Here is a 14,514-nt window from a genome sequence, read left to right on the forward strand (position 1 = left end):
TAATCCCCCCTGCCCCCCTTAATAAGGGGCAGATCTGAACAATTTTTAACCCCCACCCACTTAGAAAGAAAACTTAAATATCCAAGGAGAAAATTGATGATTACCACCACTGACAATAACTCCAATCAACCTCTGGTTAGTTTGCGGGAAATACAAGAACTTGCCATCGCAATTACCGCCAAAAGCCTCAATCCCGCCATGTTAACGGTTGATTTCCTCAAATATTCGGGAATAGTTCCCCCCGACTGGGAATTAAATGGCCAGCCGGTACTCAATCCTAATTACGCTCAAGTTAATTTTCAAAATGGTATCAGCATCGTCGCCCAACCCCGGAAAATTACCTTTGTGGAGATAATTAACTCTCCCGATAGCCTGAACCTGAAACTGCCGGAAATTGTCGGTTTATATCTAGATAAACTCCCTTTAGCCGAATATCAAGCCCTGGGTATCGCCCCGAAAAGTATTGTTCCTTTCCCTAGTAGTCCCGATGCCGCTAAAAAATATATCACCGAAACTCTTTTGGCCCCCGGTCCCTGGCTCAATTTCGGTACAGCACCCCTACAAGCTGGCATCAATCTATTTTATCAGTTAGAAACCTCTCAGCTATCCGTGGCGATTAACGAGGCAAAATTGCAATTACCCGATGGCAAAATTTTAGGGGCGCTATTATTTGCTGGTAACTTTAACTATAATCTGGCCGAGGGCAGCGATCGATTAAATCTGCTCAAACAATATCTGGGACAATGGCAAAAAGACCTAGAGATTTTCCGAGAATTAATCACTCAGCGTTTTCTGGAAAGACAAGTCCCAGTTTTCCCCTCCAATATCAATCTGCCCCTAGGACCCCAAGGTGGACTGTAATCAGTAGTCAGTCAATATTTACCGATAACCTAAAACACATCCACCCCCGCAAACCCTTGTATTTTGGCATTAGCGGCTTCCCCACAGCTGCGCGGGGTGGGGAATAATTTCCCCGGGTTAGCCAAACCCTTGGGATTAAAGCAATCCCGCACATAGCCCATAGTTTCTAAGTCAATCTCGTTAAACATAGCAGGCATATAACAATTTTTATCGATGCCGATACCGTGTTCCCCCGATAAACTGCCGCCAACCCGCACACAAAGTTTGAGAATTTCACCGCCTAATTCCTCCACTTCTTCCCAGGCCCCCTCCACCTTGTTATCGTAGAGAATCAACGGGTGTAAATTGCCATCCCCGGCGTGGAAAACATTGGCGATTTTATAACCGTATTTTTCACTTAAAGCCTTAATTTCCTGAAGAACATAGACCAATTGAGTGCGGGGAATCACCCCATCTTGGACAAAATAATTAGGGCTAATTTTCCCCGCCGCCGCAAAAGCCGCTTTTCTGCCCTTCCAGAGTTTCAAGCGGGTTTCGGCATCATTAGCCGTGGTGATATTTCTCGCCCCATTTTGACGGCAAATCTCGGCAACCCGATGCTTATTCCTGGTTACTTCTACCCCTAAACCATCCAATTCCACTAATAAAACTGACTCGGCATCCCGGGGATAACAGCCGGTAGCCACCACGTCTTCCACGGCGTTGATACTGAGATTATCCATAATCTCCATCCCCGCCGGAATCATTCCCGATTTAATAATATCCGCCACCGCTTGGCCCGCTGCCTCGATACTGGTAAAATCGGCCAGTAAAACACAGATAGATTCCGGAGTTTTCAGAATTCTTAGGGTGATTTCCGTGGCGATGCCTAAAGTTCCCTCGGAACCCACAAATAAACCGGTTAAATCGTAGCCCGGTTGTTCCGGTACCGCACCCCCCACATCGATAATTGAACCGTCGGGAAGGACGATTTTTAAGCCCATAACGTGATTGGTAGTCACGCCGTATTTTAAACAGTGAACCCCGCCGGAATTTTCCGCCACATTACCACCGATCGAGCAGATAATTTGACTAGAGGGATCCGGTGCGTAATAAAATCCCGCCCCGCTTACTGCTTGCGTCACCCAATTATTAATCACCCCGGGCTGTACCACCACCCTTTGATTATCTAAATCAACCCTGAGAATCTGATTCATCCGCGCCGTGACGATGAGAATCCCCTCTTCTAAGGGTAACGCCCCTCCCGATAAGCCCGTTCCTGCACCCCTCGCTACCCAGGCAATCTCGTTATCGTGACAGAGTTTCACCACCGCCGCAATTTCTGCGGTGCTGCGAGGCAGCACCACAAGAGCGGGTCTTTGTCTGTATCCTGTGATACCATCGCACTCGTAGGTTAATAATTCATCTTTGCGACGGATGACTCCATCTTTGCCAAGGATCGCTTCTAGCTGTTTGATCAGATTGGGGGAGATTTTCGGGGGATTTTTGAGTAACATAGGTTTCAGGGCGGCGGAGTCGCAGTAAAATGGCTCTATAGGTTAAAATATCGCAAAAAAGCCAGAAATAAAGCTTTTAAAGCTGCTCTCTCCTATTTTAGCACTAGAACCCCTTCCTCTGTAGATAGAAACCTGCAAGGGTCTAGATTCATAGAGAAAATTGCCGATAAATTTCCCAGTGCTTACCGTTATGAATTAGGAGGGTAATTTCATCGATCATCACCTCAAAAAATAGCTCTTGATTAGCATATTTTGACCAAGCTTTCCAGAAATTATCTTTAGTTAAATCTCGGAAGCCAACGGTTAAATGGGGCGAAAAAGCTCGGCTTTTTGAGACATTATCAATGATATTCAGGGAAGATTCTAGCTGCTGTAAAAGCCGTTTTTGCAGGGTTAATAATTCTGGCGTTTTCTGGACATTAATATAAATGACTCGCGGTTTAAAGGCGGCAAAATTCTGGAGAATTAGGGGAATAGGAGCGTGCAAGCGGGCAAATTCCTCTAAACATCTTTCTAAATCCGGTAATTGTCCTAAATTCCAGCGGAAAGGGGGTTGGAGAGTGACGTGGGGAGGCGATTTCAGGGCGGCGCAACTATTGTAAATTTCTGCAAACTCTAACTTGATTTTTGTGGCAATTTCCTGTACTTCTGGCGGCGGCAAAAGCGCGATAAAAAATAGAGATCCCTGGGGTTGATTCATGGAAGCAAGCAAAGCTACAGAAATGAGGCTGTCACCTCGATTCTAGCAGTCTTCCACAACTCTAAGCTAATTGTATAAGCTAAGACGTATTTAAACCGCTTATTCTTAGATTAGCCGAATCTCCCTCGTCCCCCTGCTAGTAGGGTTGATTCAAGGTAGGGTTGATTCATGAATCAACCCTACTAGGGTTGGGGGGGTTGCATGAGTGCCTCTTGCCCCTTGCCTCGTCTCAACAAGCAATTTAAATTAGGAAGAGCTTAGCTCTGTTACATGGCAGCATCGACGGCCAAGATTAATCGGTATAATTATAGGGTTGTTAATCCGTCCTAGCCTACTGGAAATTTATGCCCTGGTTTGTCAAGATAGAAAAAGGCATTGTTGATAAAACTACCTTCGATCGCTATGTCAGCGCCCATAAGGACTATGTGCGTGATTTAATTAGCCAAGGACGAGCAGCAAAAACCGGTTATTGGGCAGAAAGGGGCGGCGGAATGTTATTATTTAAGGCCGATTCTCTTGAGGAGGCTCAAGCAATTATAGTTCGCGATCCTTTAATCGAGAATGGTTGTGTGGAATACGAACTCCATGAATGGCGAATTGTCGTCGAGTAATCTAGCTTTTCAGGGAACAGTAATCAGTAATCAGTCATCAGTCATCAGTCATCAGTCATCAGTGAAAACACAGCAATGTTAAGCTGTTGATTATCTAAATATTACTCGTTAATACTGCCTGGGAGTGGGGAGATGGGGGTCGGGAGTCGGGAGACCACTTCGTGCGCGTTGCGGGGGGAGTGGGGAGATGGGGAGCTTTTTTGCTGTGGACTGAAAACTCACATCTGATTACTGATTACTGATCACTGATAACTGATAAGCTATACTGGGGGAATTGTGCTGAAAGCACGGTTGCTGCTGCCGATCATTAAATTAAATTGTCTCTAGTGAAATTGAGGAATTAACTTTGTCTAAACAAGATCTCATCGAAATGGAAGGAACCGTCACCGAATCTTTGCCCAACGCCATGTTTAGGGTGGATTTAGATAACGGTTTCAACGTCTTAGCCCATATATCTGGCAAAATCCGACGTAATTATATCAAAATCCTCCCCGGCGATCGAGTCAAAGTGGAACTGACCCCCTACGACCTAACCAAAGGCAGAATCACCTATCGCCTGAAAAATCAAAAAAAATAGCGATAAATAGGGGCAGAGAAGCCAAAAAGTCTAATAAGCGGCCAAATTTATTTTAAAAAAATAGGTGACACGGGTAAAACAAATCTGATATAATAATAAGCTTGCAGTGTTGCCAGAATACTTAGGCATGAAAGTTAGAGCGTCTGTCAAAAAAATGTGCGAAAAGTGCCGCGTCATCCGTCGGCGCGGTCGAGTCATGGTAATTTGTTCTAACCCCAAACACAAGCAGAGACAAGGTTAACCCACCAAAGTCACTGTCTTGGGGCAGAGAATCGTTACCGTTAATTGTAGTCGTTTTTGGAAAAAAAATCGTTCATAGGGAGAAAAAAAAAGCGTGGCAAGGATAGCTGGTGTAGACCTACCTCGCGATAAGCGTGTGGAAATCGCCCTGACCTACCTCTACGGAGTGGGTCTATCGCGTTCCCAAGAAGTCTTATCTGCGACGGGTGTTAACCCTGACACTCGGGTCAAGGATCTCAGCGATGAAGACGTGGCGGCGCTACGGACTTATATCGAAACAAATTATCAAATCGAGGGGGATTTGAGACGCTGGGAGGCGATGAACATCAAACGCCTCGCCGATATCGGCACCTATCGGGGTCGTCGGCATCGGCTAGGATTACCCGTGCGCGGGCAACGGACGCGAACCAATGCGCGGACCCGTCGCGGTCGTCGGGTGACAGTGGCAGGGAAGAAAAAAGCCCCCTCCAAGAAATAATTTTTTATTCATTGCGATATCCCCCAATCAAGAAAAACTATGGCGCGACCAACCAAAAAAACCGGACCGAAAAAACAGAAGAAAAATATTCCTACCGGAGTCGCTCACATTCAATCGACCTTCAACAATACCATTGTCACGATCGCCGATACCAAAGGCGATGTGATCTCTTGGGCATCGGCGGGATCGAGTGGTTTTAAAGGAGCCAAAAAAGGAACCCCCTTCGCCGCCCAAACCGCCGCCGATAACGCCGCCCGCCGAGCGATCGAACAGGGAATGCGTCAACTAGAAGTGATGGTTAGTGGCCCCGGGGCAGGACGGGAAACCGCAATCCGGGCCCTGCAAGGAGCAGGATTAGAAATCACCCTGATCCGGGACGTGACTCCCATCCCCCACAATGGTTGTCGTCCTCCCAAACGCCGGAGAGTGTAAACAGTGAACAGCTTTTTCAGGTGACAGGGATCTTGAGGCCGACAGCCGTTAGCTTTGAGCGCATCAGCAGCAGAATCCGGTCGTCAAAGACCATCTGCTCAAAAAGCTGAACGCCAAACGCTAAACGCTGAAAGCCAAAGAAAACTGATAACTGATAACTGATAACTGAAAACTGAACAAGGGAGGTCAATCGGTGGCGCAATTTCAAATCGAGTGTGTAGAAGCAAAAACTTACAAGAATCAGAGTCAGTACAGTAAATTCGTACTAGAACCTCTGGAAAGAGGCCAGGGTACGACCGTAGGTAATGCCCTGAGACGGATTCTCATTTCCAATCTGGAAGGAGCGGCCGTGACGGCCCTGCGGATTGCGGGAGTCAATCACGAATTTGCCACCGTCGAGGGGGTACGCGAGGACGTGATGGAACTCATGCTCAACATGAAAGAAATCATCCTCAAAAGCTACACCAATCAAACCCAGATCGGGCGTTTAGTGGCAACTGGACCGGCGACAGTAGTGGCGGCACAATTCGATTTACCCTCAGAAATCGAGATAGTTGATCGCAATCAGTACGTCGCCACCCTAGCCGAAGGGGCCAAGCTAGAGATGGAATTTCGCGTGGAAAAAGGCAAAGGCTACCGGGCGATCGATCGCAGTAAAGAGGAGGCCACTTCGCTAGACTTTCTGCAAATCGACTCGATTTTTATGCCCGTAACCAAAGTCAACTACAGCGTCGAAGATATCCGTTCCGAAAGCGGTCAAGCTAGAGATCGTCTGCTCTTAGAAATTTGGACAAACGGGAGCATTAACCCCAAAGAAGCCCTTTCCCAAGCGGCCGATATGCTGGTTAATCTCTTTAACCCGCTCAAGGATCTCAACGCCCTCGAATCCTCAGGTAACTTTGACGACCAAGAGATCAACCAAGAAAACCAAATTCCGATCGAGGAACTACAATTATCTGTGCGCGCCTACAATTGCCTGAAGCGAGCGCAGATCAACACCGTAGCCGACCTCCTCGATTACAGCCAAGAAGATCTCTTAGAAATCAAAAACTTTGGGCAGAAATCGGCGGAAGAAGTCATTGAAGCCCTACAAAAACGGTTAGGCATCACCCTACCCCAAGAAAAAAGCAAGTAAACCCAATTCCAGGAAAATACTATGAGACATCGGTGTAAAGTGCCTCAATTGGGTCTGCCGGCTGACCAAAGAAAGGCACTGCTGCGCAGCTTGGCCACCCAGCTAATTCGCCACGGTCAGATCACCACCACCCTAGCGAAAGCAAAAGCGGTGCGAGCAGAGGTAGACCACATTATCACCCTAGCTAAAGACGGTTCCCTGAGCGCCCGTCGCCAAGCCATGGGCTACATCTACGACAAACAACTGGTTCACGCCCTCTTTGAAGGCGCCCAAGCCCGTTATGGCAACCGTAACGGCGGTTATACCAGGGTAGTGCGTACCCTGCGCCGTCGCGGGGATAATGCCCCTATGGCGATTATCGAACTGATGTAACGATGACAGCTTGCCCCCAGTCGCGGATCGCCCTAGTTATCCAGTATGTGGGAACTAATTTCCACGGCTGGCAACGGCAACCCCATCACAGGAGTGTGCAGGAAGAAATCGAGAAGGCTCTGGCCGATATTCTCGGTCATGCGGTCACTCTGCACGGGGCCGGACGTACCGATAGCGGTGTTCACGCCGCCGCCCAGGTTGCCCATTTCCAGCAGCAGAGTCCGATCCCACCTGCCCATTGGGCCAAGGTTCTCAATGCTCGGCTAGATGACGATATCGTCATTCGGGCCTCGGCCCGGGTTCCCGATCGCTGGCACGCCCGTTTCTCAGCCCTCTGGCGACGTTATCGTTACACCCTCTATACGGACCCCATCCCCAATCTCTTTGTTAGCCCCTTTAGTTGGCACTACTACCATCGTCCCCTCGATGCCGATTTGATGGCCAGGGCCCTGGCTCCCTTATTGGGTAAGCACCATCTAGCCGCCTTTCACCGTGCCAACTCTAGTCGTGACCATTCTTGGGTAGAAGTACAGGGGGTGGAGTGCTACCGTCAAGGGCCGTTTGTACAGATGGAAATCCAAGCCAATGGCTTTTTATACGGGATGGTGCGCCTATTGGTGGGAATGTTGGTGGAGGTGGGAACTGGTGAGCGATCGCTAGAAAACTTTACCGACATCTGGGTCAATCAGCGCCGAGAATTGGTCAAATACGCCGCACCAGCTAAAGGACTATGTTTACTGCGGGTGGGTTACGCCGATTTTCCCTTTGCCGATAGCGTCTGGTTCGAGACTCAGCCTCTTTATTATTTCCGAGCATAGAGATTAAAAGTTTATTTTTGTAAACCAAGGCAAACTGACCATGAACAAAACACCTCTACCAAATTTAGAGACTCTAGAGCAGAAATGGTACGTCATTGATGCGGCCGATCAGCGTCTAGGTCGTCTGGCCACCGAGATCGCAATGATTCTACGGGGCAAAAATAAAGCCACCTTCACCCCCCATCTGGATACGGGGGATTTTGTCATTGTTATTAACGCTGAAAAAGTGACGGTGACGGGCAAAAAACGCCAACAGAAAGTTTATCGCCGCGACTCCGGCAGACCGGGTGGTATGAAGGTAGAAAGCTTCGATAAACTGCAAAAACGCATTCCCGAACGGATTATCGAACACGCTGTTAAGGGAATGCTCCCGAAAAATAGCTTAGGTCGGAAATTGTTCACGAAACTGAAAGTTTATGCCGGTGCGGAACATCCCCATCAGGCACAACAACCGGAAGTTTTAGCGATTAATACGATTCCCGCAGGAGGAAATTAAGTCAATGCAAGCCACGGACAGTAAAAATAAGGTAGTTTATTGGGGAACGGGACGACGCAAATCGGCGGTCGCTTCCGTGCGTCTCGTGCCGGGGACGGGGGCAATTACCGTTAACGGTCGCGATGGGGAAACCCATTTTAACCGTATTCCCACCTATATCCAGACGATTAAGGCTCCTCTGGAGACCTTGGGACTGGAAAACGAGTATGATATCATCGTTAAGGCCGAGGGCGGTGGTTTGACCGGCCAAGCGGACGCGGTGAAATTGGGTGTCGCTAGAGCTTTGTGTCAATTGGCCCCGGAAAATCGTCCTCCCCTCAAGAGTGAAGGTTATCTGACTCGGGATCCCCGGGCGAAGGAACGGAAAAAATACGGTCTTCACAAAGCGCGTAAAGCGCCTCAATACTCGAAACGTTAGGTTAATAGAGAGGTTTATTATGCCGAAAAAAATTCATCCTACTTGGTATCCGGAAGCTAAGGTGATCTGTAATGGTGAACTGGTGATGACGGTGGGTTCGACAAAACCAGAAATTCATGTGGAGGTTTGGTCTGGTAATCATCCTTTTTATACGGGAACCCAGAAGATGATCGATACGGAGGGCCGGGTCGATCGCTTCTTGCGTAAGTACAAAATGGGCGATAAGTCAAGCAAAAAGGCCGATCAGAAATAATTCTTTACTTTTGCCTTTTTGACCCGGTGGGGAGATTTTCCCACCGGGTTTTTTGCTATTTTTAGGCTGCTAGGGTCATACTAAATCCGGTTATTAAAAACTGATTATTTATTCTCCCTTTTGCATCAGTGCCTGTCTTCATACAGCTTTTCTCATAAAGATGAAGTATAATCTGATGCGGTATTGGCGATCGCATACCGTTGCCTACACCCTATTTTTAGACTCGCTCCCAGATTTATTAGCACAAGTTGCTCAAAAAGTCAAGCAAATAAAAGATACAGAGCAAAGACAAAATTTTGCCAGTTGTACGGGACTTTTTTGCGCGTATTTAAAGGAAGGCAGCAGCTTTATTCGATTTCTCTGAACTAGAAGATTGAGAAGCTTGGTTAGGATATCCCGGAAACTGAGCGTTCCCCAGTAAAACCGGGGAAGGAGATATATATATTTTTACCTACCTGATACTTTTTAACAGATTAACTATCTCATCGGGGAATCTTTACTGTAATTCTTCATCGGATAATCGCGACAACAGAATCATAAAATTTTGCCTTACTTTTGGGGTATCGGGATGATTTTCTCCTAATCTTTCTTGATAAATAGCAATAGCTCTCACATACAACGGTTCCGCTTCTGCGTATCTGCCTTGGTATTTGTATAATTCTGCTAAATTATTGAGACTGGTAGCAACACTAGGATGGTTTTCTCCTAATCGCTGTTCCCGCAGAGAAAGGGAGCGCTTATACAACAGTTCCGCTTCTGCGTATTTGCCTTGGCATTGGTACAAAAAAGCTAAATTATTGAGACTTTGTGCAACATCGGGATGGTTTTCTCCTAATAGCTGTTCTTTCAGAGAAAGGCATCTCTTAGACAAGGGTTCCGCTTCTGCGTATCTGCCTTGGAAGCGGTATAATTCCGCTAAATTATTGAGAATGGTAGCAAAATAGAGATTGTTTTCTCCTAATAGCTGTTCTATCAGAGAAAGGCATCTCTTACACAAGGGTTCCGCTTCTATGTATCTGCCTTGGTATTCGTATAGCACTACTAAATTATTGAGACTTTGTGCAACATCGAGATGGTTTTCTCCTAATAGCTGTTCCCTTAGAGAAAGGGAGTGCTTATACAACGATTCTGCTTCTATGTATCTGCCTTGGCATTGATATAAGAGTGCTAAATTATTGACACTGGTAGCAACACTAGGATGGTTTTCTCCTAATAGCTGTCCTATCAGAGAAACGGAGCGCTTATACAAGGGTTCCGCTTCTGCGTATCTGCCTTGGCAGCGGTATAATCCTGCTAAATTATTGAGACTGGCAGCAACAATTGGATGGTTTTCTCCTAAGCGAGATTGGATTTCTTCACAACATTTTGTGAAGGGAACTGCTGCTAAATCATATTCTCCCTGTCCCTTATAAAACAAAGCTACCCCAAGAAACACCAAAATTAAATTATCTTCCGGGTTGGGAATATCATCTAACATGGTTTGACTGACAAGTTGCAGATGGGGAATTGCGGGAGTTACCGCTGCAATAATCTCCCTTGTGGGGGTTTGCGGGATAGTTTTAGCAATGGTTAACAAAGTTTCCACAAAAGCGCATCGATAAAGAGAATTTATCTGAGGAATTGCCTGTAATTTCTCTTGAAAAAATTCTCTCACGAGGGGATGAATCCGATAAAAAGAATAGTCCTCATCCACGGGTTGCATCAGATGAGAATTATCCAATTGTCCCCGCGCTTCTTCTAGTTCGCTTTCGGTAATTTCCGTGGATTTTGCCGTATCTTCTAGCAACGTCCAAGCAATAGCCACTGGTGCGAATAAACTCAACAGCATTGCCACTTTTTGACCAGCAGAACTTAAATCATCCCAACTGATTTTAATTGCGGCTGCTACTCCTAAATGTCCATAATCTCTGTGGTTTCTTTCCTTAGTTAAAGCAGTATGAGCTAAATTTAATTTATCGCGTAAATGGCTAAACTTTAAATGACGATTTTTTGCTAAATATTCCCCCACCAACTCCACTGCTAAGGTTAAGCGTCCTAAAATTTCGTGACAAATCTGTTCTACTAAAGCTTTTTCTTTCTCAACTTTAGCAGTGCCAACAATTTTGGTTAATAACTCTACACATTTATCTAAGGGTAAAACATCTAAAGCTATAGACTCAAATTCCGTACTAAGACACCTTTCCCTAGTGGTGACTAATATCTTAATCCTAGAATCTTTTGGTAACATTCGATCGGGAATTCGGTCGATATTGGGGACATCATCGAGAATTAATAATAATTTTCCCTGCTGAGGTAGCCAATTTTGCCAATACCAGTACACTTGTTTTTCTAAAGATTCTTTTTTCAATATTTCTGGTAAAGATAGATAGGGAGCGGCTAATTTAACTATTTCTTCTGCTAAACCCGATAGTCGTAAGGATAACCAATATTGTGCCGCGTATTCCTGTTGGTATCGTTTCGCATATTCCAAAGCTAAAGCGGTTTTTCCTATTCCCCCTAACCCTTCCACTGCACAAACAATCACCCCTTGTTCTGTTTGCAATTGCTGATGAATTAAGGTTAACTCATCTTCCCTCCCGACAAAATTAACCGTACTTTTGCCCACATTACTAGGGATAGAGGGATTACTTACTTTTTTAGACGATTTTTCACCCCTGCAATCACACGATTAAATGTGGGAAAATAACGCTTAAAAGTTGACTCAGTATCTAATTCCGCCTCGTAGGTCAGGGAAACAAAAGGAGGTATAGTAGATATAGCCGCTTTTAATTTGGCTGCTGCTGGTCCCTCTGGTTGATTGAGTTTAGCCAGAATTTGGTTTAATAATTCTAAGATTTGTACAGAAGCAAGTTCACGGGGCGGTTCTGTGGTAATTGCCGTCAATTCTGTGACAATTTCTGCTACCATTACCTCGGCATCAGGAAAAGATGCTTCTTGACTCTCGCTGGCGATTAAATCCCATTTTTCTCGTTCAAAATTCCGAATTTGTCGGCGTAAATCTTCGATCTGCTGCTTGATCCTAACTTGTTCTTCCGGTGCAATTGTGACTAAAGTGTTTCGCTTTTCCGCTAATTGTTCTTTCAAGCGTTGAATATTTTTATCGAGATTTTGTAATTCGCCAGTAGCCATGGGAAAATAAGCTTAAATTAGCCAATTAATTCAATTATGATCTAAGTAGGTAGGCGTTAAAAGTTGTCAGATACCCCCCTTATCAAGGGGGGACTAAGGGGGGATCGGCACCCCCCTTATCAAGGGGGCAGGGGGGATCGAACCTAAAATCGATTTTTAATTTAATTATAACCAGCTACTTATCCATCTAAAAATGTCATTCCTTTGGCTGTCCCCCACTCCCCAACACCCAACCCCTCACGGATCACAGAAAAAGCCTAGCTCAATCTGGAAATTTTGATTATGATCATTAGTAATTGACCTTTATTTGTGATATAGATTCAAAGGAGAGACACGGTGTCCACAGAAGTCATCGAAAAGCGTTCCACAGCGACAATCCGTAAACCAGCACCGCGTTATCGCGTTTTACTCCACAATGACGACTTTAACTCGATGGAGTATGTGGTTCAGAGTTTAATGCAAACGATCGCCGGTATGACGCAACCCCAAGCAGTTGATATCATGATGGAAGCGCACACTAATGGTACGGCCTTGGTGATTACCTGCATCCAAGAACACGCGGAATTTTACTGTGAAACCTTGAAAAATAAAGGTTTAACCAGCAGTATCGAACCCGATGAATAAAAGATTGCGGGTAATTGCCACTTACCCAGTCCCCCTGCGACTGGGAATTTTTATTTTGCTCTTACTTTTTCTCTGGTTGCCGATCGCACTTCCCCTCTATCACTTTTTTGCCACTAATGCTAATCTGGTCTCAATTTTGACCCTTTCTGTTCTCTATCTGGAATTTTTGGGGTTATCCCATTGGTGGGGACGGACAATTTATGGTGATGAGGGATTAGCCGATTATGGGTTGATTTGGCGAAGAAAAACGCCGATCGAGTTAATTAACGGGTTAGCGATCGGTTTATTTTTCACTTTCTCGCTTTTTCTGTCCCAAGCGTTCCTAGGTTGGTTAAATTTCTTACCCGCAAATCCCCAGATCAGCAAAATCATCCTGGAGGGGTTTTTAGTCGCTTTAGCGGTGGGTTTTGCCGAAGAATTGCTATTTCGGGGCTGGTTACTGGGAGAATTAGAAAAGGATTATCGTCCTGCTATCGCTCTAGTGATTAGTGCCTTAATTTTCGCGCTTGCTCACTTTATTAAACCTTTAGCCGAAATTATCCGCATTTTTCCCCAATTTCCTGCCTTAGTCCTCCTAGGATTGATTCTCGGTTGGGCAAAACGCGCCTGTGGTGGTAGTTTGGGTAAAAGTATCGGTCTGCACGGGGGTTTAATCTGGGCATACTATATATTAAATGTGGGTCAGTTAATTAAATACACTGGTACTGTTCCCGATTGGTTAACTGGAATCGATAAAAATCCTTTAGCGGGAGTGATGGGTTTACTTTTCCTGACAATTCTCGCTATCTGGATCAGAAAAAAAGCAGTTTTGAGTGAACGATAAGGGATTAAATCAATTACTATAAAGGGGAAATTGCCCATGAGAGTTATAGCCGAAAACTGATCACCTTGTTTCCTTTCCAATTCTTGCAGTTGTTGAATAGTCCTGTCTAAGCTGATATTAAAATCTCGTTTATCACAAATTTCTGGAATACTAGGTGAGGGTGTCACCACGACATTAGTAGTTTTTGGTTGCCATAATGACCAAATAATAAATCCTATAAAACCTAATAGTGCCAAGAAAGATAATTTTGTAGTTAAGTAGGGAGGCACAATTATTTGTAGGATGGGTTAACGGTAGCATAACATGAGCGGGCGTTGGGTTTCATGCTTCAACCCAACCTACGTTCATCTTATATTTAATTCCACCCACCTACTTAAATCAGCAGGAGAATTCTCCACAACTAATTTTTCTAGTTCTTGTTTAAACCATTGAACATTCAATACTTCTTTAGATAAACCAACTTTAAGATGGATATTTCAGGTTTTACAGGGGATTCATTTAGTAAAAATTAATGCTCAAAGCCCGATCAGTAATTTAACTGAGGAGATTCTTGATATTCTTCAATATTTTTCGATTTATTGCCAAAATCACTACCAAGTAAGTTGAGAATCAAATTGAGCAAATTCAGTTTAAGCCAATCCCAGAAAAAACTTTTTCTCCGAAAAGTCTCTAATAAATTAGGACACCTTAGTTTAACCATGTCTAACTTGAGCGATCCTTGCTTCTGTCAAATTACTCTTGGTGAAGTCAGATGTAAAAATTCTCTAATCTCAACAAATTTTGTCGGTTCAATCAGTTTTTCTTGGTGGCGTTATTGCGACTTAATCATAAAGTGCGGAATGTGGGTCTTAAGATAGACAACAGAATTTATGTCCGACTACTTAGAACAGATTTTCAGTCAGTTTGAAGATAATCTGTTTATTCCCTTTGCCGACCCCATCCGCTATTTAACCGGAACGGTCGAACATTGTTGATTACTGGTTACTAATCACTGATCACTGAAAAGACTCCCCCACACCCATCTCACTGCCGGGAAAATCGCTATAGAATA

The 14,514-nt window shown here is 45.0% G+C and carries 21 protein-coding genes; 15 read left to right on the plus strand and 6 right to left on the minus strand.

Annotated features, from left to right (window positions below):
* The first annotated feature begins 96 nt into the window (after positions 1 to 96).
* Positions 97 to 861 carry a hypothetical protein gene (locus tag VL20_RS06480; RefSeq protein WP_052275993.1) on the plus strand — a complete coding sequence of 255 codons (765 nt, stop codon included), beginning with the start codon at positions 97 to 99 and terminating at the stop codon, positions 859 to 861.
* Between the two features lie 29 nt (positions 862 to 890).
* Here the strand turns inward: VL20_RS06480 and glcD are convergent, their stop codons facing one another.
* Positions 891 to 2,357 carry a glycolate oxidase subunit GlcD gene (glcD, locus tag VL20_RS06485; protein ID WP_002796022.1) on the minus strand — a complete coding sequence of 489 codons (1,467 nt, stop codon included), beginning with the start codon at positions 2,355 to 2,357 and terminating at the stop codon, positions 891 to 893.
* Between the two features lie 148 nt (positions 2,358 to 2,505).
* On the minus strand, positions 2,506 to 3,057 hold the full coding sequence (locus VL20_RS06490) for a 2'-5' RNA ligase family protein (protein ID WP_052275994.1): 552 nt from the start codon (positions 3,055 to 3,057) through the stop codon (positions 2,506 to 2,508).
* Between the two features lie 344 nt (positions 3,058 to 3,401).
* On the opposite strand from VL20_RS06490, the gene VL20_RS06495 reads away from it, so the two are divergent.
* The 5 genes from VL20_RS06495 to rpsK all read left to right on the plus strand — a co-directional run bounded on the left by VL20_RS06495 (position 3,402) and on the right by rpsK (position 5,395).
* A complete protein-coding gene (locus tag VL20_RS06495) occupies positions 3,402 to 3,668 on the plus strand; it encodes a YciI family protein (protein ID WP_002736524.1) in 267 nt (88 codons plus the stop codon).
* 346 nt (positions 3,669 to 4,014) lie between these two features.
* Complete coding sequence (infA, locus tag VL20_RS06500; protein ID WP_002737109.1) at positions 4,015 to 4,245, plus strand: translation initiation factor IF-1; 231 nt, start codon at positions 4,015 to 4,017, stop codon at positions 4,243 to 4,245.
* A gap of 127 nt (positions 4,246 to 4,372) precedes the next feature.
* Complete coding sequence (rpmJ, locus tag VL20_RS27470; RefSeq protein WP_012593611.1) at positions 4,373 to 4,486, plus strand: 50S ribosomal protein L36; 114 nt, start codon at positions 4,373 to 4,375, stop codon at positions 4,484 to 4,486.
* 93 nt (positions 4,487 to 4,579) lie between these two features.
* Positions 4,580 to 4,963 (plus strand): 30S ribosomal protein S13, encoded by a 384-nt coding sequence (gene rpsM, locus VL20_RS06505; protein WP_002735415.1) that lies wholly within the window; start codon positions 4,580 to 4,582, stop codon positions 4,961 to 4,963.
* 39 nt (positions 4,964 to 5,002) lie between these two features.
* Positions 5,003 to 5,395, plus strand: a complete 393-nt coding sequence (gene rpsK / locus VL20_RS06510) for a 30S ribosomal protein S11 (RefSeq protein ID WP_002735413.1) — start codon at positions 5,003 to 5,005, stop codon at positions 5,393 to 5,395.
* A gap of 16 nt (positions 5,396 to 5,411) precedes the next feature.
* On the opposite strand, the gene VL20_RS31035 is transcribed toward rpsK, so the two are convergent.
* The gene (locus tag VL20_RS31035; RefSeq protein ID WP_158499321.1) at positions 5,412 to 5,585 is read right to left on the minus strand and encodes a hypothetical protein; all 174 of its coding nucleotides are present in this window, start codon (positions 5,583 to 5,585) and stop codon (positions 5,412 to 5,414) included.
* Positions 5,586 to 5,588: 3 nt separating this feature from the next.
* On the opposite strand from VL20_RS31035, the gene VL20_RS06515 reads away from it, so the two are divergent.
* From VL20_RS06515 to VL20_RS06545, 7 genes are all read left to right on the plus strand, one after another.
* A complete protein-coding gene (locus tag VL20_RS06515; RefSeq protein ID WP_002737965.1) occupies positions 5,589 to 6,530 on the plus strand; it encodes a DNA-directed RNA polymerase subunit alpha in 942 nt (313 codons plus the stop codon).
* A 21-nt stretch (positions 6,531 to 6,551) separates the two neighbouring features.
* Complete coding sequence (gene rplQ, locus VL20_RS06520; RefSeq protein ID WP_002766099.1) at positions 6,552 to 6,902, plus strand: 50S ribosomal protein L17; 351 nt, start codon at positions 6,552 to 6,554, stop codon at positions 6,900 to 6,902.
* Positions 6,903 to 6,904: 2 nt separating this feature from the next.
* Positions 6,905 to 7,720: a tRNA pseudouridine(38-40) synthase TruA gene (gene truA / locus VL20_RS06525; RefSeq protein ID WP_052275995.1), complete on the plus strand. Its 816-nt coding sequence runs from the start codon at positions 6,905 to 6,907 to the stop codon at positions 7,718 to 7,720.
* Between the two features lie 40 nt (positions 7,721 to 7,760).
* Positions 7,761 to 8,216: a 50S ribosomal protein L13 gene (gene rplM / locus VL20_RS06530; protein WP_002735375.1), complete on the plus strand. Its 456-nt coding sequence runs from the start codon at positions 7,761 to 7,763 to the stop codon at positions 8,214 to 8,216.
* 4 nt (positions 8,217 to 8,220) lie between these two features.
* Positions 8,221 to 8,634 carry a 30S ribosomal protein S9 gene (rpsI, locus tag VL20_RS06535; RefSeq protein WP_002737094.1) on the plus strand — a complete coding sequence of 138 codons (414 nt, stop codon included), beginning with the start codon at positions 8,221 to 8,223 and terminating at the stop codon, positions 8,632 to 8,634.
* 19 nt (positions 8,635 to 8,653) lie between these two features.
* A complete protein-coding gene (gene rpmE / locus VL20_RS06540; protein WP_002760058.1) occupies positions 8,654 to 8,887 on the plus strand; it encodes a 50S ribosomal protein L31 in 234 nt (77 codons plus the stop codon).
* A 160-nt stretch (positions 8,888 to 9,047) separates the two neighbouring features.
* Positions 9,048 to 9,251 carry a hypothetical protein gene (locus VL20_RS06545; RefSeq protein WP_052275996.1) on the plus strand — a complete coding sequence of 68 codons (204 nt, stop codon included), beginning with the start codon at positions 9,048 to 9,050 and terminating at the stop codon, positions 9,249 to 9,251.
* A gap of 132 nt (positions 9,252 to 9,383) precedes the next feature.
* On the opposite strand, the gene VL20_RS06550 is transcribed toward VL20_RS06545, so the two are convergent.
* Both VL20_RS06550 and VL20_RS06555 read right to left on the minus strand, forming a co-directional pair.
* On the minus strand, positions 9,384 to 11,492 hold the full coding sequence (locus VL20_RS06550) for a tetratricopeptide repeat protein (RefSeq protein WP_052275997.1): 2,109 nt from the start codon (positions 11,490 to 11,492) through the stop codon (positions 9,384 to 9,386).
* Positions 11,493 to 11,515: 23 nt separating this feature from the next.
* Entirely contained in the window at positions 11,516 to 12,016 is a 501-nt protein-coding gene (locus VL20_RS06555; RefSeq protein WP_052275998.1) for a hypothetical protein, read from the minus strand.
* A 336-nt stretch (positions 12,017 to 12,352) separates the two neighbouring features.
* Here VL20_RS06555 and clpS point away from each other — a divergent pair, with 336 nt between their 5' ends.
* Both clpS and VL20_RS06565 read left to right on the plus strand, forming a co-directional pair.
* The gene (gene clpS / locus VL20_RS06560) at positions 12,353 to 12,640 is read left to right on the plus strand and encodes an ATP-dependent Clp protease adapter ClpS (RefSeq protein ID WP_002738526.1); all 288 of its coding nucleotides are present in this window, start codon (positions 12,353 to 12,355) and stop codon (positions 12,638 to 12,640) included.
* The gene (locus VL20_RS06565; protein WP_052275999.1) at positions 12,633 to 13,463 is read left to right on the plus strand and encodes a CPBP family intramembrane glutamic endopeptidase; all 831 of its coding nucleotides are present in this window, start codon (positions 12,633 to 12,635) and stop codon (positions 13,461 to 13,463) included. The genes clpS and VL20_RS06565 overlap by 8 nt, the downstream gene beginning before the upstream one ends.
* A 526-nt stretch (positions 13,464 to 13,989) precedes the next feature.
* On the opposite strand, the gene VL20_RS31620 is transcribed toward VL20_RS06565, so the two are convergent.
* A complete protein-coding gene (locus VL20_RS31620; protein WP_002787090.1) occupies positions 13,990 to 14,163 on the minus strand; it encodes a hypothetical protein in 174 nt (57 codons plus the stop codon).
* Between the last annotated feature and the right edge of the window lie 351 nt (positions 14,164 to 14,514).

This window comes from Microcystis panniformis FACHB-1757 (genome assembly GCF_001264245.1).
Classification (GTDB): domain Bacteria; phylum Cyanobacteriota; class Cyanobacteriia; order Cyanobacteriales; family Microcystaceae; genus Microcystis; species Microcystis panniformis.